This is a genomic window from Gemmatimonas sp. (assembly GCF_021298855.1).
Taxonomy (GTDB): Bacteria; Gemmatimonadota; Gemmatimonadetes; order Gemmatimonadales; family Gemmatimonadaceae; genus Gemmatimonas.
On the sequence record NZ_JAJTHI010000024.1, the window covers coordinates 1 to 20,638 of the forward strand.

18 protein-coding genes and 2 rRNA genes are annotated in these 20,638 nt (G+C 67.4%); 19 read left to right on the forward strand and 1 reads right to left on the reverse strand.

From position 1 onward, the window contains the following. The 4 genes from LW840_RS09330 to LW840_RS09345 all read left to right on the forward strand — a co-directional run. A 23S ribosomal RNA gene (locus LW840_RS09330) occupies positions 1–369 on the forward strand; the annotation flags it as partial. A gap of 146 nt (positions 370–515) precedes the next feature. Continuing rightward, positions 516–632, forward strand: a 5S ribosomal RNA gene (gene rrf / locus LW840_RS09335). A gap of 518 nt (positions 633–1,150) precedes the next feature. Continuing rightward, on the forward strand, positions 1,151–1,741 hold the full coding sequence (locus LW840_RS09340) for a hypothetical protein (protein WP_291276866.1): 591 nt from the start codon (positions 1,151–1,153) through the stop codon (positions 1,739–1,741). Between the two features lie 71 nt (positions 1,742–1,812). Beyond that, positions 1,813–3,201 (forward strand): hypothetical protein, encoded by a 1,389-nt coding sequence (locus LW840_RS09345; protein WP_291276867.1) that lies wholly within the window; start codon positions 1,813–1,815, stop codon positions 3,199–3,201. A 111-nt stretch (positions 3,202–3,312) separates the two neighbouring features. Here LW840_RS09345 and LW840_RS09350 read toward each other — a convergent pair whose 3' ends face one another. Next, the gene (locus tag LW840_RS09350) at positions 3,313–4,893 is read right to left on the reverse strand and encodes a pyridoxal-dependent decarboxylase (RefSeq protein ID WP_291276868.1); all 1,581 of its coding nucleotides are present in this window, start codon (positions 4,891–4,893) and stop codon (positions 3,313–3,315) included. A gap of 182 nt (positions 4,894–5,075) precedes the next feature. Here LW840_RS09350 and radC point away from each other — a divergent pair, with 182 nt between their 5' ends. From radC to ybgF, 15 genes are all read left to right on the forward strand, one after another. Further along, a complete protein-coding gene (gene radC, locus LW840_RS09355; protein WP_291269105.1) occupies positions 5,076–5,738 on the forward strand; it encodes a DNA repair protein RadC in 663 nt (220 codons plus the stop codon). Next, positions 5,735–7,912 carry a bifunctional (p)ppGpp synthetase/guanosine-3',5'-bis(diphosphate) 3'-pyrophosphohydrolase gene (locus LW840_RS09360; RefSeq protein ID WP_291261393.1) on the forward strand — a complete coding sequence of 726 codons (2,178 nt, stop codon included), beginning with the start codon at positions 5,735–5,737 and terminating at the stop codon, positions 7,910–7,912. The genes radC and LW840_RS09360 overlap by 4 nt, the downstream gene beginning before the upstream one ends. Positions 7,913–8,211: 299 nt before the next feature. Next, positions 8,212–10,311, forward strand: a complete 2,100-nt coding sequence (gene uvrB, locus LW840_RS09365; RefSeq protein ID WP_291273840.1) for an excinuclease ABC subunit UvrB — start codon at positions 8,212–8,214, stop codon at positions 10,309–10,311. Continuing rightward, positions 10,301–10,786 carry a tRNA (adenosine(37)-N6)-threonylcarbamoyltransferase complex ATPase subunit type 1 TsaE gene (gene tsaE, locus LW840_RS09370; RefSeq protein ID WP_291261837.1) on the forward strand — a complete coding sequence of 162 codons (486 nt, stop codon included), beginning with the start codon at positions 10,301–10,303 and terminating at the stop codon, positions 10,784–10,786. The genes uvrB and tsaE overlap by 11 nt, the downstream gene beginning before the upstream one ends. 422 nt (positions 10,787–11,208) lie before the next feature. Then, positions 11,209–11,913: a tRNA (adenosine(37)-N6)-threonylcarbamoyltransferase complex dimerization subunit type 1 TsaB gene (tsaB, locus tag LW840_RS09375; RefSeq protein WP_291276869.1), complete on the forward strand. Its 705-nt coding sequence runs from the start codon at positions 11,209–11,211 to the stop codon at positions 11,911–11,913. Positions 11,914–11,919: 6 nt separating this feature from the next. Then, positions 11,920–12,390 (forward strand): ribosomal protein S18-alanine N-acetyltransferase, encoded by a 471-nt coding sequence (gene rimI / locus LW840_RS09380; RefSeq protein WP_291261835.1) that lies wholly within the window; start codon positions 11,920–11,922, stop codon positions 12,388–12,390. Between the two features lie 108 nt (positions 12,391–12,498). Next, entirely contained in the window at positions 12,499–13,008 is a 510-nt protein-coding gene (gene ssb / locus LW840_RS09385) for a single-stranded DNA-binding protein (protein WP_291261834.1), read from the forward strand. Positions 13,009–13,221: 213 nt separating this feature from the next. After that, positions 13,222–14,700: a LysM peptidoglycan-binding domain-containing protein gene (locus LW840_RS09390; RefSeq protein WP_291276870.1), complete on the forward strand. Its 1,479-nt coding sequence runs from the start codon at positions 13,222–13,224 to the stop codon at positions 14,698–14,700. Positions 14,701–14,885: 185 nt separating this feature from the next. Beyond that, positions 14,886–15,863: an NAD-dependent epimerase/dehydratase family protein gene (locus LW840_RS09395; RefSeq protein ID WP_291266520.1), complete on the forward strand. Its 978-nt coding sequence runs from the start codon at positions 14,886–14,888 to the stop codon at positions 15,861–15,863. 14 nt (positions 15,864–15,877) lie between these two features. Further along, positions 15,878–16,612 (forward strand): MotA/TolQ/ExbB proton channel family protein, encoded by a 735-nt coding sequence (locus LW840_RS09400; protein ID WP_291266521.1) that lies wholly within the window; start codon positions 15,878–15,880, stop codon positions 16,610–16,612. A gap of 3 nt (positions 16,613–16,615) precedes the next feature. Next, on the forward strand, positions 16,616–17,029 hold the full coding sequence (locus LW840_RS09405) for a biopolymer transporter ExbD (RefSeq protein WP_291261830.1): 414 nt from the start codon (positions 16,616–16,618) through the stop codon (positions 17,027–17,029). A gap of 74 nt (positions 17,030–17,103) precedes the next feature. Then, positions 17,104–17,793 carry a TonB C-terminal domain-containing protein gene (locus LW840_RS09410; protein WP_291269109.1) on the forward strand — a complete coding sequence of 230 codons (690 nt, stop codon included), beginning with the start codon at positions 17,104–17,106 and terminating at the stop codon, positions 17,791–17,793. A 142-nt stretch (positions 17,794–17,935) separates the two neighbouring features. Beyond that, positions 17,936–19,150: a hypothetical protein gene (locus tag LW840_RS09415; protein WP_291276871.1), complete on the forward strand. Its 1,215-nt coding sequence runs from the start codon at positions 17,936–17,938 to the stop codon at positions 19,148–19,150. 46 nt (positions 19,151–19,196) lie between these two features. Beyond that, a complete protein-coding gene (pal, locus tag LW840_RS09420) occupies positions 19,197–19,754 on the forward strand; it encodes a peptidoglycan-associated lipoprotein Pal (RefSeq protein WP_291261827.1) in 558 nt (185 codons plus the stop codon). Between the two features lie 38 nt (positions 19,755–19,792). Continuing rightward, positions 19,793–20,635, forward strand: coding sequence for a tol-pal system protein YbgF (gene ybgF / locus LW840_RS09425; protein ID WP_291266522.1), 843 nt, complete (start codon positions 19,793–19,795; stop codon positions 20,633–20,635). Positions 20,636–20,638: the final 3 nt, after the last annotated feature.

Here is a 20,638-nt window from a genome sequence, read left to right on the forward strand (position 1 = left end):
CCCAAGGGTCCGGCTGTTCGCCGGTTAAAGTGGCACATGAGCTGGGTTCAGAACGTCGTGAGACAGTTCGGTCTGTATCCGTCGTGGGCGTTGGAGAATTGAGGGGAGCGGACTTTAGTACGAGAGGACCGAGTCGGACGACCCGCTCGTGTCCCGGCTGTGACGCCAGTTGCAACGCCGGGTAGCGATGGTCGGTGGCGATAACCGCTGAACGCATCTAAGTGGGAAGCGCCCCCCAAGATGAATTCTCCCTGGAGCCCTGAGCTCCCTGAAGGGCCGGAGGAGACGACTCCGTCGATAGGCGGCACGTGGAAGCGTCGCGAGACGTTCCGAGCGCAGCCGTCCTAATCGCCCGTGCGGCTTGACTCCCCCAGGCTTCGGCCTGGACAGAATCGAGTATCACCGCAAAGCACCCGTATCGTCAGCGCCGTGCCGCCCGAAAGGCGCACCGGCGCCTCATGATCACTTCCCAAGCTGTCTGTCGAATGGTCTGCCCCCTCGGGGGCCCCCCATTCGCTGGCGACTAGAGCGTCAGGGCCACACCCGTTCCCATCCCGAACACGGTCGTTAAGCCTGATAGCGCCGATGGTACTCCGGGCGAGAGCTCGCGGGAGAGTAGGCCGTCGCCGGCACCCTTTGCAGCCCCCGCTGCGTGGATCTCGTATCCATGCAGCGGGGGCTGCGTCTTTTCCACAGGACGTTCATCATTCTGTAATCCCCAATCGCGTACCATTCTCCCGAAACGGCTGACAACCGACTGACACACCCGCCTATCCTCACCGCGTCGTGAACTGGGCCTCCGCCTGGCGCGGGCGAGCGAAGCGGGAGCAGATGATCGGGATCAATGAAGTGTGCCGCCCGCCGGCTGGAACCCGCCTGCCGGGCGAGCGTACGGACCCGCGCCAGGTTGTGGACCGTTCACGGCAGCATGCGGGTACATTCACGGCAGATCCATCCGGAGAACATCATGTCGGACAGCAGAAAGGTTCGTGCGTCCACCGCCACCCGGTTGGCGCTCGCTCTCGCCGCAGCAGGCGCAATCCACGCCGCACCCGTCGAGGCCCAGTCCCGTAGGGACTACATGCTCGGGCGCCCCTTGGCAACGATCACCCTCCGCGCCGGCGCTGCTCGCCCGAACGCGTCCGATGGGGTGTTCGCCTTTGCAGACAGCCTGCTCACCCTGAATCCGGACAGGTACACCGGACTCTCCCTGGGCGGCGATATCGGCGTCCCGCTCACGCAACGCCTCGAACTGCAGTTCTCGGCGTCCACAGTCACCCGGCGCGTCCAGTCGGAATACCGTGACTTCGTCGACAACCGCGATCTGCCCATCGAACAGGCCACGCGCCTGCGGCGCACACCGCTCAGCGTCGGCGTGCGCTACAACCTGACCCCCGCCGGACGGAGCGTCAGCCGCCTGGCCTGGGTGCCGGCGAAAATCGTGCCGTACGTCGCCGCTGGCGCCGGGGCCATGTACTACCGATTTCATCAGGAAGGAGATTTCGTCGACTTTCGGGCCGCGAATCTCAACGTCTTCTCCGCCACGCTCGAGGCCAAAGGGTGGGCGCCGCTCGCGTACGGGGCCACGGGGGTCACTTGGGCCTTCATGCCGGCGGTCGCCATCAACACCGAGTTGCGCTACGACCATTCGCGAGCCCCTCTGCAGGGTGACTTCACCGGCTTCGATCGCACGGCATTGTCGGGGATCGGCCTCACCTCCGGTCTGCAGTTCCGGTTCTGATGCGTACGTCCTTCCTGCCCACGCGCCGGCTGCGGCCGTCGCCTGAACGTTTCGCCAACGGAGACTCGCCCATGTTCCGCGTACCTCTCGCACGACGCCTTCGCGTGCCGATCACGGCGGCGGCCTTGCTGGTTTCCGCCTCCGGTGCGCACGCGCAGGGGACCAGCGCGCCGGTCGATGCGCGCTTCCAACCGTGGCTCGGCTGCTGGCGTCCGCTCGACACCGGACTCGGTCTCGAGGAACTCGACAGCGACAAGCAGCCGACGCGGGCCTGCGTGATGCCCAGCTCGACGGTCGCACGCTCGGTGGACATCGTTCTTTACCATCGCGATTCCGTCATGTCGCGAACGGCGTTGCCAGTCGCCGGCTCGGCGGTCCCGCGCCGCATCGACGAGTGCGAAGGAACAGAACGCGCCGAATGGTCACCCGATGACGCGCGTCTGGTGCTCAAGGCAGAGCTCTCCTGCGCCCGCGGCGTGAAGCGCGTGGAAACCGGCCTGATGACGATGAACGACGCCGGGCAGTGGGTGCAGCTGCAGCATCTCGCCGTCGGCAAGAACGAAGCGACCTCCGTGGCCCGCTTCCGCTTCGATGGCGACGGCGAGCAGGCCGCTGCCGGCGCCCCGCGCTCCTCACGTGCCTTGCGCGTGGCCACCGGTGGGGCGATGGGCATTGACGAGGTGATCGCCACCGCCAGTGTCGTTCCCGCAAGCCTGGCCGAAGCATGGCTCTCGGAGATCGGGCAGCGCCTTGCGCTCGACGCCAAGTCCCTCCTTCGGCTGGCGGACGGCGGAGTCCCGCCGCGGGTCATCGATGTGATGGTGGCCCTGGCCAATCCCGATCGTTTCCAGATCGGCCCGGCCATGACAACCGCATCGGGGGCATCCCAGGGCCCCGGGATCGTGGCCATGCGGAATGGGCGGACCGGTGGTGGCGGCATGGGAGGCGTCGGAATGGGTTCGCGCTGCCAGATGATGGACGATCTCTGCTACGGCCCCGGCGGGTTGGGCGCTTGGGGGTTCGGCTATCGCTTCGGGATGCTCGACCCCTGGGGCTTCGGGTACTTCAACCCCTATCGATTCGGGGGTGGCCCTTGGGGCTTCAACGCCTTCTCGCCGTGGGGCGGCGGGTGGGGTGGGGGGTGGGGCGGCGGTTGGGGGGGCGGGTTCGGGCCTGGCGTCTTCTGGGGCGGGGGCCCCGTCGTGATCGTCCCCAATGGCGGAAGTGGCGGTGACGCCAGTGGCCCGGTACGCGGTCGGGCGGTTCGTGGCGGTGGCTATACGCGTTCCACGCCGCAGTCCGGCAGCGGCTCGGGCATATACTCGCCGGCCTCGCCCAGTGGTGGGGGCGGAGGCGTTGGCGGCGGGTCCATGGGCGGTATGGGCGGTGGGGGGGCTTCGTCCGGATCCTCCGACGGCGGAGCGCGGACGGCCAAGCCGCGCGGCTCGGGCGGTCGCTGAACCGTTTTCCGCCTCGGTACGTCGAGGCTCAGATCCACTCGCAACGAGATGTACACAACGGGACGGCCATGGCGGTCGTCCCGTTCTGCATATCCGGCCCTGCACGGCGCGTCACACCGGTACGGCAGACGCGCCGGCGATCTCCCGCCCCAGGACAGCAATCTGCTGCACCAGATGGTCCATGTCGGCGTCGGTGGTGCGGTGATTCACATGGGCCACCCGTATCGCGAAGCGGCCATGGATGACCGTGCTCGACGGCATGGCGAGGCCGCGCTCCTGCAGACGCGCCAGCAACTCGCGGTTGAGGGGATCGAGTTCCGCGTCGGTGTACGCACCCATGGCCCCCCGCGGACGAAGCGGGACGTACCGGAAGCAGGCGATGTTGAGTGGCGCCGGCGCCAATCGCTCCAGCTCCGGATGCGCATCGATCGCCGCCACGAGGCGACGGAGTTGCCGCACGTTCTGCGAGATGATGCGCCCGAAGTGCTCGACGCCGTCAGCGTGCAACTGCATCCAGATCTTGAGCGCCTTGAACCCACGCGTGAGATCGAGTCCGCGCTCGTTGAAGTACATTCCGCCAGCCGTAGGGCCACGCTCGCTTGGCACGAGGTAGCTGGCGCGGTGGCGAAACGCCTCGTGATGCAGTTGGGAGTCACGCACGAGTACGCAGGCACACTCGAACGGCATCGATCCCCACTTGTGCAGATCGAACGCGAGGGAGTCGGCGCGCTCCATGCCGATGACCTGTTCACGGACGAGCGGGGAGAGTGCCGCCAGGGCGCCGAACGCCCCGTCGACATGGAACCACAGCTGGCGTCGGCGGCACAGGTCGGCGAGCGCGACGAGGTCGTCCGTGGCGCCCGTATTCACCGTGCCCGCCGTACCGATCACGCAGAACGGGATGAGGCCGTCCCGTTCGTCCGCCTCCAGCATGGATTCCAGCACGTCGAGGCGCATGCGGAAGTCGCTGTCCACCGGTACAGTCCGAAATGCCCGCGATCCCAACCCCAGCCACTCGGCGGCCTTGAATGCCCACGCATGCGTCTCGGTCGATCCGTAATACACCAGCGGCGCAACGGCGGGCTCCCCCGGCCACGATTGCACCCCATCACGCCGTACGTCGCGCCCAAGGCGACGTGCCGCGCCAATACGGGCACACGCCAGCGCGTGCACGTTCGCCATGGTTCCCCCCGTCACGAACAGCCCGCTCGCTCCCGGCATGCCGAGCCATTCGGCAAACCACGACACCACTTGGCGCTCGACGAGCGCTGGCGCCTGGTTGAAGCCGCCGAGGTGGGGGTTCAGGCCGGCGGCGATCATGTCGGCCAGCATGGCCAGCGGCGTACCATTGCCCTGCACCCAGCCGAAGAAGCGCGGGTGCCAATTGCCAAGGCCATAGGGCAGCACGCTGCGGCGTACCCGCTCGTAGGCGGCTTCGGGACCGATACCGTGGCGCGGCCCTGATTCCTCGAAGGAGGCGCGCAGGACGTCCGGAAGCGCCTGCCACACCGGCTGCTCCGGCAGCGCGCGCTGGGCTGCCAGCAGGTCGTCCAGCATGCGATGGCCCAGCCTCCGCAGCGATTCCCACTCGGCGTCGCTGGTGGGGTCGAACGTCGCGCGCTCGAAGGGGCCGGGCGGCGCGTCGGCGGCATTTGGCGACACGGGGAAATCGGGTGGCTGACTGGGAGGCATACGGCACAAGGTACGCGACGGCGCGCATCAGCGTTCAAAGGAGCCGGCGGTGGCATTTGTGGTACGTGGATCACGCGCGGCCCCCGGTACTGTATACGCTCGCGTTCGACAGTCCCTTGCTCGGAGACCCCGTGCCCCAGCCGACTAGCCAGCCCACCCAACCTCGCCTTAAGATCAAGGAGATGCCGTCGACGGAGCGGCCGCGGGAGCGTCTGCGCCTCCTTGGCGCTCAGGCGCTGAGCACCACCGAGTTGCTGGCCACGCTGCTTGGCTCGGGACATCGTGGGGGGTCGGCGCTGCAATGCGCGCAGCAGCTGTTCGCACAATCCGGTGGGTCGCTCGGTCGGCTGGCGGCGGTTCCCTTTGCCGCGTTGACCCGCACGCGTGGGGTTGGAACGGCGCGAGCGGCGGCGGTGCAGGCGGCGTTGGAGCTGGGTCGCCGGATGGCAGGAGAGGCACGGGAGGCGGGACAACCGCTGCGCGGGCCGCGTGATGTGGCGGCAGTGTATGCGCCGCGATTGCAGGATGCGCCGGTTGAGGAGTTCCACGTGGCCATCCTCGACGCGCAGCATCGGTTGGAGCGGGACGTGATGGTCACACGAGGGTTGCTCAATTCCTCCCTGGTGCACCCGCGTGAGGTGTTCCGGGAGGCGATCGCCGAGCGGGCGGCGGCGGTCATACTCGTGCACAACCATCCCAGCGGTGACCCGACGCCCAGTGCGGAGGATCGCGCGGTCACGGAGCAGTTGGTCGCGGCCGGGCGACTGCTGGACATCCCGGTGCACGACCATGTCATTGTGGGACGGGGCCGATACGTAAGCTTTGCGGAGGCAGGACTGTTGTGACGACGATCGCGCTGCACGAGATGATTCCGGGATTCGGACCAGGCGTCGATGGCGCCTACGATCGACTCGATCACGACCTGCTCGTGCGTGCGTACCGGTACTCCGACGTGGCCCATGCCGGCCAGGTGCGGCACTCGGGCGAGCCCTACGTCTCGCACTGTGTCGAGGTGGCGCGCATTCTGGCCGACCTGCAGCTCGACACCACCACCGTGGCCTGCGGCCTGCTCCACGACATCGTGGAGGACACCGACATCACCGTCGAGGACGTGGCCCGGGAGTTCGGCCCCGAAATTGCCCAGATCGTTGATGGCCTCACGAAGATCGCCAACCTGCCTTTGTCCTCGCGCGAGGAGCGGCAGGTGGAGAACTACCGCAAGCTGCTGCTGTCGATCGCCAAGGACGCCCGCGTCATTCTGATCAAGCTGGCCGACCGGCTCCACAACATGCGCACGCTCGACTGGCTCGCTCCGGAAAAGCGCCGGCGCGTTGCGCAGGAAACGCGTGATCTCTATGCCCCGCTGGCCCATCGCTTCGGTATGGCGAAGGTGCGCTGGGAGCTCGAGGACCTGGCGTTCAAGTATCTCGAGCCGGAAGCCTACAAGTCGCTGGCCAAGATGGTGGCGGCCAAGCGTGGGGAGCGCGAGGCGCTCATTGCGCAGATGAAGGAGCCGCTCGAGAAGCGCCTCACCGATGCGGGCATCGCCGACGTCGAGGTGACGGGCCGCCCCAAGCATCTGTGGTCCATCTACAAGAAGATGCAACAGCGTGATCGTCCGTATGAGGACATCTACGATCTGCTTGCCATCCGCGTGATCGTCCCCAACGTGCTGGAGTGCTACCACGCGCTGGGGGTGATTCACGATGGCTGGACGCCGGTGCAGGAGCGCATCAAGGACTACATCGCGCAGCCGAAGAGCAACGGGTACCAGTCGTTGCACACGACCGTATTCGGTCCGGGCCGCCAGCTCTTCGAGATCCAGATCCGCACGCGGGACATGCATCGCACGGCCGACTACGGCATTGCGGCGCACTGGCTGTACAAGGAGAGCGCCAAGAGCGCCGACGAGCTGGACAAGGCTCTGGCGTGGTTTCGGCAGGTGCTCGAGCTGCAGATGGATGCCGAGACGCCCGGGGAGTTTCTCGAGTTTCTCAAGCTGGACCTGTATCAGGACGAGATCTTCCTGTTCACGCCCACCGGCGACGTGATCCAGCTGCCCAAGGGGGCCACTCCGCTCGACTTCGCCTTTGCCGTCCACTCGCAGGTGGGGGCGCACTGTGCTGGGGCGAAGGTCAACGGCCGTATCGCGCCGCTGTCGCGCGAGCTCAAGAACTCCGAGACGGTCGAGATCCTCACCAATCCGAATGCGAAGCCCAGTCGCGACTGGCTCGCCCACGTGCGTACCGGCAAGGCGCGGCACAAGATCCGGCAGTTGCTGCGCCTCGAGGAGCGGTCGTCGGCGATGCGCCTGGGGCGGGAGATCCTCGAGCGAGAATTGCGTCGCCGCCGGTTGTCCAAGGCGGATGATGCCGAGCTGTATCCCATTGCCAAGCTGCTCAAGCTGAAGGATACGCCGCACCTCATTGCCAGCATTGGTGCCGGCGACGTGCACGTCCTGCAGGTGCTCAAGCTGCTCCACCCGCTGCTCGATACGAGTCCGCCGGAGCCGGCGAAGCCGAGCACGTTCGAGCGCATCGTCAACAAGGTGGTCGGCACCGGCAAGGGTATCCGCATTCAGGGTGCCGACGGGCTGCTGGTGCGGTATGCGCAATGCTGCCAGCCGGTTCCCGGCGATCGCGTGGTGGGGTATGTCACGCGTGGGCGTGGCGTGAGCATCCATCGCGGTGATTGTCCCAACCTGCTGCTCCTCGCGCACGAGCCTGAGCGACGCCTGGAGATCGACTGGCAGGAGATGGCCGGCGAGCGGTTCGTGGTGCGGCTGGCACTCGAAGGGAATGACCGCCGCGGGCTGTACGCGGATGTTGCAGCGGCCGTGAGCGCTACCGGCACCGACATCAAGAGCCTCGAGCTCAAGACCACGGATGGCAAGGTCACCGGCGCAGCCATGGTTGAAGTGGAGAACCTCGCGCACCTCGAACGCATCATCAAGGCGGCGCGCCGTGTGAAGGGTATTGCCGTGGTCAGCCGGCGCGAGAAGATCACGGCCGACGAGTAGCCGACTGGGCCGCGCGCCCCCGGCCGGTGGCGTGCAGCCGTGCCGGTGTCCTCAGCGTGCGCGTCGCATCGAGGGGCGCAGGCGCGGGGATGAGGTGCGGTTGGCGGCGCGCCAGACGGCGCGGGGGGCTGCGGGAATCCGTCACGGGGCTTGCCGACATGCGCCGTCCGCAGGGATAGGGCACGTCTCACCGATCGAGACTGACGGTTGTGCAGGTCACGAGCGTGAGCGGGGGCGGGTAGCGATCGGTACTGAATCGGTTCTACCGAAGAGACACCGAGAGTGCTAGCTTTCGCACAATGGAATACCCGTTCCGCCTGCAGTCGCCCTTCGATCCGGCTGGCGACCAGCCTCGCGCCATTGCCGAGTTGACCGCCGGACTCCGGCGCGGTGATCGCCACCAGACGCTGCTCGGCGTCACCGGCTCCGGCAAGACAATGACGATCGCCAATGTCGTCGCGCAGTGGGGGCGCCCCACGCTGGTGCTGTCGCACAACAAGACGCTGGCGGCGCAGCTGTATGGCGAGTTGAAGTCGTTCTTCCCCGCGAATGCGGTGGAGTATTTCATCTCGTACTACGACTACTACCAGCCGGAAGCGTACGTCCCCTCGAGTGACACCTACATCGAGAAGGACGCGAGCATCAACGAGGATATCGATCGCCTGCGCCTGCGCGCCACGAGTTCCCTCATGGAGCGCAACGATGTCGTGATCGTGTCCACGGTCTCGGCCATCTACGGCCTCGGCGACCCGGTGTCGTACCGTGAACGCATGGTGTCCCTGTCACGGGGACAGCAGATCCCGCGCGACGAAATCCTGCGCGCTTTGGTGGGCATCCAGTATCTGCGCAACGATGTCGCCTTCGATCGCGGCACCTTCCGCGTGCGTGGCGATACCGTGGAGATCTACCCGGCGTACGAGGAGCAGGCCGTGCGGCTCGAGTTGTGGGGGGATGAGATCGAGCGTATCAGCAAGATCGATCCGGTCACCGGTGACACGATCGTCACGCTCGACCGCATGGCCATCTATCCGGCGAAGCACTTCATCACCAATCGTCCAACGATCGAGCGCGCGTCGAAGGCCATTCGCGATGAGCTGGCGGAGCGACTTGCGGAGCTGCGGCTGCAGGGGAAGCTGCTCGAGGCACAGCGGCTGGAGCAACGCACCAACTTCGACCTCGAAATGCTGGCGGAAATCGGCACCTGCGCCGGCATCGAGAATTACTCTCGGCACATCAGTGGCCGCCTGGCGGGAGAACGTCCGGCGTGTCTGCTCGACTATTTCCCCGACGACTATCTCGTGGTCGTGGACGAGTCGCACGTGACGCTGCCCCAGGTGCGCGCCATGTACAATGGCGACCGTGCACGAAAGCTGACGCTCGTCGACTACGGATTCCGGCTCCCGAGTGCGCTCGACAACCGGCCGCTGGTCTTCGAGGAGTTCATGCACCTGGTCCCGCGGCTCATCAGCGTATCGGCCACGCCGGGCGAACTCGAATTGCAGCTCTCCGAGGGGATCGTGGTGGAGCAGGTCATTCGGCCAACGGGGCTGCTCGATCCGGTCCTCGAGGTGCGGCCGGTAAAGGGACAGGTGGACGATCTGCTCCACGAAATTCGGCAGCGCGAGCGCCGGGGGGAGCGGGTGCTGGTCACCACCCTCACCAAACGCATGTCGGAGGATCTCACGGACTATCTGCAGCAGATGGGCGTACGGGTGCGCTACATGCACTCCGACATTGACGCCATCGAACGCATGGAAATCGTGCGCGGCTTGCGGCTGGGAGAATTCGATGTGCTCGTGGGCATCAACCTGCTGCGCGAGGGACTCGACATGCCCGAGGTGTCGCTCGTCGCCATTCTCGATGCCGATCAGGAAGGCTTCCTGCGCAGCGATCGGTCGCTCATTCAGACCATCGGCCGGGCGGCACGCAATCTGCACGGCATGGCCATCCTCTATGCCGACCGGATCACGGGGTCCATGCAGCGCGCCATGGACGAGACCAACCGTCGGCGCACCATGCAGCACGAGCACAATGTCGCGCACGGGATTGTGCCGAAGGGGGTGAGCAAGAGTGTGGACGAGGTCCGGTTCATTACGCGGGTGGCCGACGCGCGCGTCGAGCGTGATGGTGAGGCCCCGGCGCCGAAGCGTCTGGCCAACGAGCAGGTGGCACGGTCACGGGAGGAGCTCGAACAGCTGGTGACCGAGCTAGAAGTGGCCATGCGTGAAGCCGCCACAGCGCTGGACTTCGAGGCGGCGGCCCGACTCCGCGATCAGCTGTTCGAGGTGCGAACGGCGCTGGGGCAGGCACCTGCGCAGGCCCGCGGCAACGCCCTCGCGCCAAAGCGACCGCCAGGGAGTGCCCCAGGGCGCCGTGCCGGAGGGAAGCGTGGCCGCTGACTCGACAGCCTCCGTGCTGTCGCACCTGCTCACGCGTGGCGCGCCGAGGGCGCCGGAGCGCGATTCCCTCGAAGCGTGGGGACGTGCGGTCGGAGCGGCGTTGCCCGTACCGGCCGTGGTAACCCTGGAGGGTGACCTCGGTTCCGGCAAGACGACCCTCGCCCGTGCCATCTGTGCCGGTCTTGGGGTATCGGCGCTCGGGGCGGTGACCAGTCCGACCTTCTCCCTCGTGCAGCAGTACGACTCGCCCCGCGGCCCCGTCGTCCACGTAGACCTGTATCGGCTGCGCCACGAGTCTGAACTCGAGGCACTCGGCTGGGACGAACTGGTCGCCACCGCGCCGGTGTTGCTGGTGGAGTGGCCCGAACGCGCACGGCACACCCTGCCACCGGAGACCATCCACATCACGCTGGCGCACGACCCGGCTCACGCGGGTCGGCGCGTACTGCGCGTGGCGCCGCAACGCCCGCGCTGAACGGTTCGACGTGCGGCGCGGGCTGGCCGTGCACGACGGCGCTGACGGAATGGGTCGGTACCCCAACCACAGGCCCCGACGATCGGGTCCGACACTCCGGCATCGTGTGCCCTCCCACGAGGTCCATCGTACCTCGGTACTGCGTTCGTGTCCCGATTCACGGCTTCGTCGTGAGCCTCGGTCAGCGCGCGTCCCGGCACGGTGCCGCTGGCAGACATCATCTGGGAACGGCGTCTGATCCAACGGGACGTGAGGATGGACCGTTGGGCTCGTTGGCGCAGGAGCAGGCAAACGGGTTCGAACAGCTGCCGACCGTCATGACCGGGGCGCCGCCCGAGCGGGGGGCGCCGCGCGTGGCCTGACGTCACTGGCGTGTCACGGGCGGGGTGTGATCGAAGGGGAGGCGGCGGTAAACTCCTTGTGTGACCGCCCTTTCCGAATCCGCCCCGACACTCGTCCTCGACGCCTCGACCAGCAATGGAACGGTGGCGCTGTTCGCCGGTGGCCGTCTGCTGGGCGCTCAGGGCGTGACCATGGGGGCAGGGAAGGAGGATCAGCTGTTCCCCACGCTGCAGCACATGCTGGGGTTGTCGGGCGTGTACCCGCGCGACGTGGGGGCGATCGTGTGCGGAGAGGGGCCAGGTGGCTTCACCTCGCTGCGTATCGCTGCCGCACTGGCAAAGGGGCTGGCCCATGGTGCCGGGTGCCCCCTCTACGCCGTGCCGTCGCTGCTCCTGGCCGCTGCATCGTTGCCGGACGTGCCAGCCGGCGAGTATGTCGTGCACGCCGAGGCGCTCCGTGGAGAGCGTTACGTACTCCCGGTCCGGCGATACGAGGGCGGGTTCTGGCGCCCGGCGGGAGCCGCCGTCCGCATGGCGGCGGCGATGCTGGAGTCGGCGGTGCCCGCGGGGCAGCGGCTGGCGGTGCTGTCGTCGCCGTTTGCCGAGGATCGTGCGCTGTGTATGCCAGCGGCCGAGTGCCTGCCGGCGGCTCGCGGGGAGTGGCGGGATCGCCCGATCGAGCTGAACGGGTGGGAGCCCCTGTACGGGCGCCTTGCCGAAGCTCAGGTGAAGTGGGAGGAGCGTTACGGCATCAGCTTGCCGGATGCGCCTGTCGTGCGGAGCTGACGACTCATGGCGCGCCTCCCGGTCACCATTCGGGACATGCACCTCGGCGATGTCGAGGCGGTGGCCGAGATCGAAGCCGAAGCCTTTGCCGACGCGTGGCCGCCGTCGGCCTTCCTCGACCTGCTCTCGCATGGGTATGCCCGCCTGCGGGTGGCGTGTGAGGGGTCGGGGGAAATCGCCGGTTACTGTGTGCTGTTGCGCGCGGCCGACGAGGGCGAGATTGCCAACATCTGCACCACGTTGGCACGTCGCGGTTGCGGTGTCGGTGCGCAGCTGCTCGACGACGCCCTGCATCTTGCCGACACCGCCGACGTGGCCGCCGTGTATCTCGAAGTGCGCACATCCAACGGTCCGGCGCGGGACCTGTACGGCAGCCGCGGTTTCGAGTTGGTGGGACGGCGACGCCAATACTACCAGCACCCCACCGAGGATGCCCTGGTGTTGCGACGGGTTCGTCCTGTCAGATCCCCCGCGTAGGATTGATGGTCCCGGCGTCGTGCCGGTTAACGCGTCCTGCCGAGTGTGCCGTATGTTCCCATCGTTCGATGCATCATCGGCGTTCAATTTCGATTCTGAGGAGGCAACGTGAGCCGCAGCCTGAACAAGGCCATTCTCATTGGCAACGTCGGGGGAGATCCCGAAGTCCGTACCGTCGGGACCGGCGGCCGAGTCGCGACGTTCTCACTCGCGACGGGCCGCCAGTGGACGGATCAGAGTGGCAACAAGCAGGAAAAGACGGAGTGGCATCGCTGCGTCGTGTGGAACAGCGGGCGCGGGACCGGCCTCGCCGATGTCGTCGAGAAGTACGTGCGCAAGGGCGAAAAGATCTACGTCGAGGGGGAGATCGAGTACCGCCAGTGGACGGACAAGGAGGGGCAGACCAAGTACACCACCGAGATCAAGGTCAAGGAACTCATGCTGCTTGGTGGTCGCGCTGGCGGTATGGGCGGTGGTGATGACATGGACGCGGCGCCGCGCCGGTCGGCCCCCTCATCACCCGCTGCCCCGCGCAAGGCGGCAACCCCGGCGGGTGCCGACGATTTCAATGATTTTCCTGGCGCCCTCAACGACGAAGACGACGACTTGCCGTTCTGACATCCGCGTGAGGGGCGTGGACCCTGGCGGCATTGGCGTCGCCAGGGAAATGCCCGCGGTGTGACAGGGAGCGCCGGGACCGACATGTCCCGCCGTTACCGTGGGCGCGGGCAGGCGTCTCTCGTGTGGGTACGCTGTGTGCAGCACCGGCACGGCACCTTCGGCATCCGCCCTTTTCGGACGCCCTGACTCTTCCCCTGTCGAGGTTCGCTGATGCGCGCTGCCAATCGGGCGCACGCCTCCACCGCCGTCACGGACAGCCCCGCGAGCAGCGTGCTGTCCCGTCTTCTCATCGCGGTTCTGGCCACCTTGGCCCTGCTGCTCGTCTGGCGTCCCGCCATGTTGCACGCGCAGGGCACGCCGTCGGCCGCGTCGCAGGCGTCCACCCGGGTTCATGTCGTGAAGCCGGGCGAAACCCTTTGGAGTCTCGCCGCGCGCTACTACGGCGATGGCCACCAGTGGCAAGCACTTGCGCGTACGAATGGACTCTCGGTTTCGGCCGAACCGCCGCTCCGCGTGGGTATGCGGTTGACGGTTCCGTCGCGTCCTACGGTCCGTGGGCCGAAGGCAGCCGAGGTCGCGGCCGCCCCTGCTGACAGCACGGTGCCCAAGGGGGCCCTCGCCAAGGCCGGCGAAGGCACGCTGCCGCCTGCCCCCGACGCCTCGCCAGCCAAGGCACCCGCCGGTTCTCTCGCCGCACAGACGGCCGGGAAGAAGAATGCGGGGCGGGCTGGGGCGCGCGTGGCCATGGCGGCATCTGCAGCACCCGCTTCTGCGCCGAGCTCGACCACTGCCAAGGTGGCAACGGCCGCCGACACCGGACGCGCTGATCTCAGCCCGAGCGTGGGCACGCTCATGGGCGAGCGCGGCGCGCGTCGTGTCGGACTGGTCGATCAGGAGGTGGCCATGGCGTCGCGCAAGCCGAATGAGGTCACGACCGTCTTTCATCGAGATCTTCCGGACGCCGCCGAGGCGGAGCGGCGTACACGGGCGGTGCTTCGGCCGAACACGCCGGCGCCGCGCGTTGCCGAGCTTCAGTCGGCGCCGTTCGTGGTGGCCGAGGCGGTGCTGGCCAAGGCGGGCCGCTTGGCCGGCCGCGTCGGATCGTCGCAATCCACTGGCGATGCGTATCCCCAGCGGGCCATTATGACCGATCAGGTGGAGCTGGCGGCTCCGGCGCTGCAGAGCTACAAGGTGGGCGACCGCCTCATCGCCTTTGGCCCCCCCTCGCTCCTGTTGCCTGGGCAGTTGCTGGTGCAACCGACCGGCGTGCTTGAAGTGGTAAAGGCGGAGGCGGGGAAGCCAGCGCTGGCGACGGTGCGACGGCAGTCCGGGCGCATCGAAGAAGGGCAGCACCTGCTCCCCGCTCCCGAGGGCGGTGCACCGTGGGTGAAGACCACGCGTCTGGATACCCCGGATGTATCCGCTACCGTTGCCTGGCTCGACCCCAACGAGGGGCAGCCGACCCTGCAGAGCTTCGTGCTGCTCTCGGCCGGGAGTGCCCGCGGACTGGCGGCCGGCGATGAGATGGCGATCTATCGCCGGATTGCGCAGGGCACGACCGAAGCGGTCGCGGCAACGGTGCGCGTGGTTCGGGCCGATCGTGATCATGCCACGGCCATCATCACCCAGCAGTACCAGACCGACATAGCGGTCGGCATGACGGTGCGTCGCTACGCGAAAGCGCCCTGAGGACATCCGGCGACGGCCGTGACCAACGGTAGTCGCCGGCACAGCAGCAGCGCACGGGTGGTGAGATCACATCGTGCGTCGCCGGAAGAATATCCACACGCGCCGGGTGCCCCGTGGCCCCCGGCGCGTGTTTACATTGACGGGATTCACGACAACATCACTCCGACGACGAGGCAGCGAGCGGCATGGCGAAATCAGTCCTGGTGACGGGAGGTGCCGGGTTCATCGGCTCACACGTGGCAGATCGCTTCGTGGCCGAAGGCTGGACCGTCACCGTTCTCGACAACCTGTCCAGCGGTCGCGAAGAGAACCTCCCGGCCGCCGCCCGGTTCGTGCGCGGGTGCATTACGTCGGCGGAGGCATCGGCGCTCGTCCGTGACGGACGCTTCGACGTGATCTGTCACCTGGCGGCGCAGATCGATGTGCGACGCAGCGTCGAAGATCCGGTGTATGATGCGACGCGCAATGTGCTCGGTACGCTCAACATCATGGAGGCGGTCCGCACCAGCGGGTATCCGACGCGCACGGTGTTCTCGTCCACGGGCGGTGCGCTGTATGGCGACTTCGATCCGCCACCAAGCACGGAAGCGTTCGCCAAGGATCCGGAGGCGCCGTACGGCATCGCGAAGCTGGCCGTCGAGTACTACCTCGCGTACTACGGCCGCGTCCATGGCCTCGAGACGGTCGCCCTGCGCTACGGGAATGTCTATGGACCACGGCAGGATCCGCATGGCGAAGCCGGGGTCGTGGCGATCTTCTGCAATCGGTTGCTCGATGGCCGCCCGCTCACGGTGTTCGGCGACGGTGAACAGACGCGCGATTACGTGTACGCCGGCGATGTGGCGCGCGCCAATTTTCTGGCGGCCACGCGCGAACTGCCACCCAGGGGGCGACTCGATGCGCGCGCCTTCAACATCGGCACCAGCATCGAGACGTCGGTCAACCTGCTCGCCGAGACGCTGCGCACGGTGTCCGGGGCAACGGCGCCCATCGAGTATGCGCCCGCCCGCGCGGGCGAGTTGGCCCGGTCGGCGCTGCAGACGGACAAGGCGCGTGCCGTGCTTGGCTGGGCGCCGGAGGTCTCCCTGGCCGACGGACTCGCCAACACCTATCGGTTCTTCGCTGATCGTCGCGCGCGGCTGGCCGCCGGGGCCACGGCGTGACGGGGGGAGGGGCGTTGTCCGGTGCCCTGCTGCTCCTGCAGCTGTCGACGCAGGGCGGCGGCACCACGCCGCGTTCGTTTGTGCAGCTGATTCTCACCAGCGATCCGGTGACCAAGGCGGTCCTCGGGTTGCTGGCGGTGCTGTCGTTGCTGTCGTGGGCCATCATGTTCGCGAAGTGGCGCACGTTCAGTAGCGCCGAGTCGGGCGGCAATGCCTTCGTGCGCGAGTTCGAACGGGCGCGCGGCATCGACGACGCCATGCTGCTGGCCCAGCGGTCGAAGCCCAGTCCGTTCACGGCCGTCTTTGCTCGTGCGGTGCAATTCCTCAACGATACCAAGCCCGCCTTGGGCGCCACCTCCGACCGCACGGCGAGGCTCTCCGGATCGCAGGTCGAGGCGCTCCGGCTGGTGCTCGATTCACAGACCGGGCGCGAGCGGGAAGAACTGGGCCGTTTCATTCCGTGGTTGGCGACGGTGGGGAGCGTGAGTCCGCTGATCGGACTGTTCGGCACCGTGCTCGGCGTGATCGAAGCATTCGAGGGCATCGCCACGAAGGGCTCGGGGAACATCGGGGCGGTGGCTCCGGGTATTGCCACGGCACTGATCGCCACGGCGGCGGCGCTCGCCGTCGCCATCCCCGCAGCCTTCGCCTACAACGTGTTCGCGGCCCGCCTCAATCGCCTTGACAACGAGCTCGAGGGCTTCGGGTCCGAACTCATCGCGCTCATGGTTCGCGAAGGGCGGATCTGACGCATGCGCCGCGGCCGTCGTGGTGAACGTCTCGGGGTGAATGCCGAAATCAACGTCGTCTCGCTCATCGACGTGATGATGCTGCTGATGATCATCTTCATGATCACGGCGCCGATGATGCAGGGCGGCGTCGACATCGCCCTGCCCACGGCGGAGGTCAAGCCGCTCGAGCCGAAGAACGGCCTGGTGGTCACCGTGGATCGCCGCGGTCAGATCTTCGTCGATGACACCAAGCTCACCTTTGAGGAGTTCGCCGGCAGCATCAAGGCGCTCTCCGATCGCAAGGGGGCGGGCGGCGTCTTCGTGCGGGCGGACGCCGGGGTGGACTACGGCACGGTCATCCGCGTGGTGGCCGCCATGAAGGCGCGCGGTATCACCGAGGTCGGGCTGGTCGCCGAGCCCGACGAGCCGCGCTGAGCATGGCGACGGTGGCGGCGGCTCGCGCACCGCGGGCAGGGCGGCGGTCCCTTGGGACCGGACTGGTGGCCTCGATGGCCGTCCATGGTGCGCTTCTGGCCTTCGTGCTGTGGGCCGGGACACGGCCGGCCGAATCCCGCCCACCAGTGTACCGGGTCGAGTTGATCGGGCAGGCCGGCCCTCGTCAGGCCGGTGTCGAGAAACCGACCACGGAGGCTACGGCGTCCACGCAGGACGTTGCCGGGGCGGAGCGTGTCGCGGAGGAGAAGACGATTCCCACCCCGACCAAGGCGAAGAAGGTCTTGCCGTCTCCCAAGGCCACCCCCTCCACGGACCGGACCAAGAAGGGGGGAGACCGCAACGCCCCGTCGCCCACGGCAACCAAGACCAACGCGGCGAAAAAGTCCGGCGCCGGTGCCACCGGCACGCGCGGGGCGGACGTGGCGAATGTGCGCACGGATGGGATCGCGTTCCCGTATCCCGGGTACCTGTCCAACATCGTGCGTCAGATTGCCCTCAACTGGTCCCCACGGCGCGTATCGGCGGCGCTGGTCACGGAGCTCAAGTTCATGATTCGCCGCGACGGCACCGTCGTTGGCATCGAGGTGGTGAAGCGCTCCGGTGACCGCCTGTATGACCTCGATGCCATGGGGGCGATCGAGGCGGTCGGGAGTACTCGCAGCTTCGGTGCGCTCCCCGCCGGGTGGGCCGACGATGTGCTGGTGGTCTATTTCACGTTCGATTACGCGCTGCGCCCGCAGTGACGTGCCAGGTCCGATGATTCCGTTTTCCCCGTCTCTGCCGATGGTGTCTGCGCGCGTGCGAGTCCCTCGCGTTGTCCGGTGGGCGCTGGCAAGCGCCCTTGTTGCCCTCGGTGCCTTGTTGTCGGCCCCGGTCCCCGCGCTCATGGCACAGCCGACCAAGGGCGTCAGTCTGGGGCTGCAATACCGTCCGGGAGAGAAGACCGCCCTGATCGTGCTCCCGGTTCGCGGGGCCAATGGGGATTCGCTGACTACCATCCTGAGCCGCGATTTCGATTTCAGCGACCGCTTTACCGTGGTCAGTTCGTCCGCGGCCCCTGCGGTGACGGGGGGCATCAACTGGGCGCTGTTTTCCAGGCTGGGCGTTGATGGCATCGTGCAGGTCTCGGTACTGCCCAGTGGCTGGGTCCGGGTGCTGCTGCACGACGTGGGACTCAAGAGCGTGCGCAACCAGAAGGACTTCCCGCTTCCCGCCGGTGCGCTCTCCCCCGCCTGGCGTCTGGCGGTGCATGGCGTGGCGGATGCAGTGGAGGAGTGGATCACGGGGCAGCGTGGCATCGCGCAGACGCGCATCGCATTTACTCGCGCCGGCCGGGTGTGGACAGTTGACAGCGATGGAGCAAATGTGATCCCGGTAACGCCAGGCGGGATGTCACCGCAGTGGCTGCCCAGCGGGCGCGGGATCGTGTACACGGTGCTCGATGGGGTGCGGAATCCGGTGATGTTCACTGATCTCGCCACCGGCGCCCAGCGCGTGCTGGCCAGTGCCCCCGGGATCGAGCATACCACGCCGGCCATCTCGCCCGATGGGCGGACGCTGCTCTATGCACGGGGCTCCGATTCCGGTACCGACCTGTTCGCCCAGCCATTCGAAGGCGGCGGCGCCCGGCGGGTCACGGTGGGACGCGGGCGCGCCAGCGCACAGCCCACCTTCAGCCCAGACGGTCAGCGTGTGGCGTTCATGTCGGATCGCTCCGGGCATCCGGAGGTTTATATTAGCGATCTCGATGGTACGAACGTGGAGCTGCTGACGGCGGCGGCGTTCGGTGACCGTGACTACCGCGCGGGACCGGATTGGTCGCCCGATGGACGGTTGGTCGCCTTTCAGTCCCGCAACGGTGGCACCTTTCAAATCATGACCATCAATCTGCGCGATCAGTCGGTACGGCAGGTGACCAACGATGGCCGCAATGACGATCCGTCGTGGGCGCCGGACTCGCGGCACCTCGTGCTCACCTCGAACCGTAGCGGCACGCGCCAGTTGTGGGTGGTCGACATCGAGACCGGGCGGGCGCGCCAGCTGACGCGTGGTCCGGAAACCCGTCTTGCCGCGTGGTCCCCGCGCCTGCAGGCCCAGTAAGCGCCTGCGGGCATACCCTCCTCCCTCCAATCCGGAGCCTTTCGACATGATGCGTTCCTCTCGTCTGCTGCTGGTCGTGGTATCCTCGTCGCTGATGCTGGGCGCCTGCAAGAAGAAGACGGTGGCCCCGGCCCCCACGCCGGCCCCCACGCCGACCGAGCGGGCGCCTGAGCGCACCACCCCTCGCGCCACTCCGGTCGACACCATGGCGGCGTACAACGAGAAGGTCGCGGCGGCGCGCATGCGTCTGCTCGAAACCATCTATTTCGAATATGACGCCGACGAGCTGCGTGATGATGCCCGCGAGGCACTCGATGCGAAGATCGCCATCCTGAACGTGAATCCCGGGCTGCGCATCCGCATCGCCGGCCATTGCGACGAACGGGGCAGTGACGAGTACAACATCGCGCTCGGTCGTCGCCGCGCCGAAGCGGCCAAGCGCTATCTCACCGATCGCGGGATCGACGCGTCGCGCATCGAAACGTCGTCGTTCGGTCGCGAGCGTCCGGCGGTGCAGGGAACGACCGAAGACGCCTGGTCCAAGAATCGTCGCGACGAGTTCGAGATCACGGCTGGTGGCGAGTCCCTGAAGCCGGCCAGCTGATTCCCGTGGCCACCTGCGAAGGCACCGACATGATGCCGATGCGTCTCCACCGAGTGTGGCGGCTGGTTCCCCTCGTGGCGCTTGTCGCCACGGGGGGCTGTTTCGCGACGCGCGGCGACATGCGTATCCTGCAGGGTGACATCGCCGCCATGCGCACGGAGCTGCTCAGAAATCAGGCAGACCAGAAGGAAGCCCTGCTGCAGACGCAGCGTCTCATTCAGGTGGCCAGCGATTCACTGGCGCGGGTCAGCGCCCGCACCGTGGGCATTCAGGGGGACGTGCGCGGCGAGATGCGCGCCGTGCGGGAGCAGCTGCTGCAGGTGCAAACGCTGCTTGGCCAGAGCCAGGCAACCATTGCGCGACTGCGCTCCGAGATGGAGGCGCGCAACGCCATGCTTCCAACGCCGGCGGTGCTCGTCGACCCGGCAGGGGGCACCACGCGCCCCGGCGGTACGCGGGCACCCGCCGCGGCGACCACGCAGCCCGACACATCGGCCAATGTGCTCGCGGGACCGAATCAGCTGTACACGACCGGGCGCGACCAGCTGCTGCGCGGCGCCACCGCCACGGCGCGCATGACCTTTCAGGAGCTGATCACCAACTATCCCCAGTCCGACTACGCGGCGGACGCGCAGTTCTGGATTGCGGAGTCCCTCGCGAAGGAATCCAATGTGGCCGCCGCAGACGCCGCCTACGCGGCCGTCGTGAGCGCGTATCCCACGTCGGCCAAGGCCCCCACGGCCCTCTACAAGCGCGCCCAGCTCATCCTCAAGCAGGGCAACACGGCACAGGCGCGTCAGCTGTTCGAGCAGGTCGTGGCGCGGTTCCCGCGTAGCGATGAGGCCGAACTGGCAGCGGAAACGCTGAAGACGCTGCGTTGATCG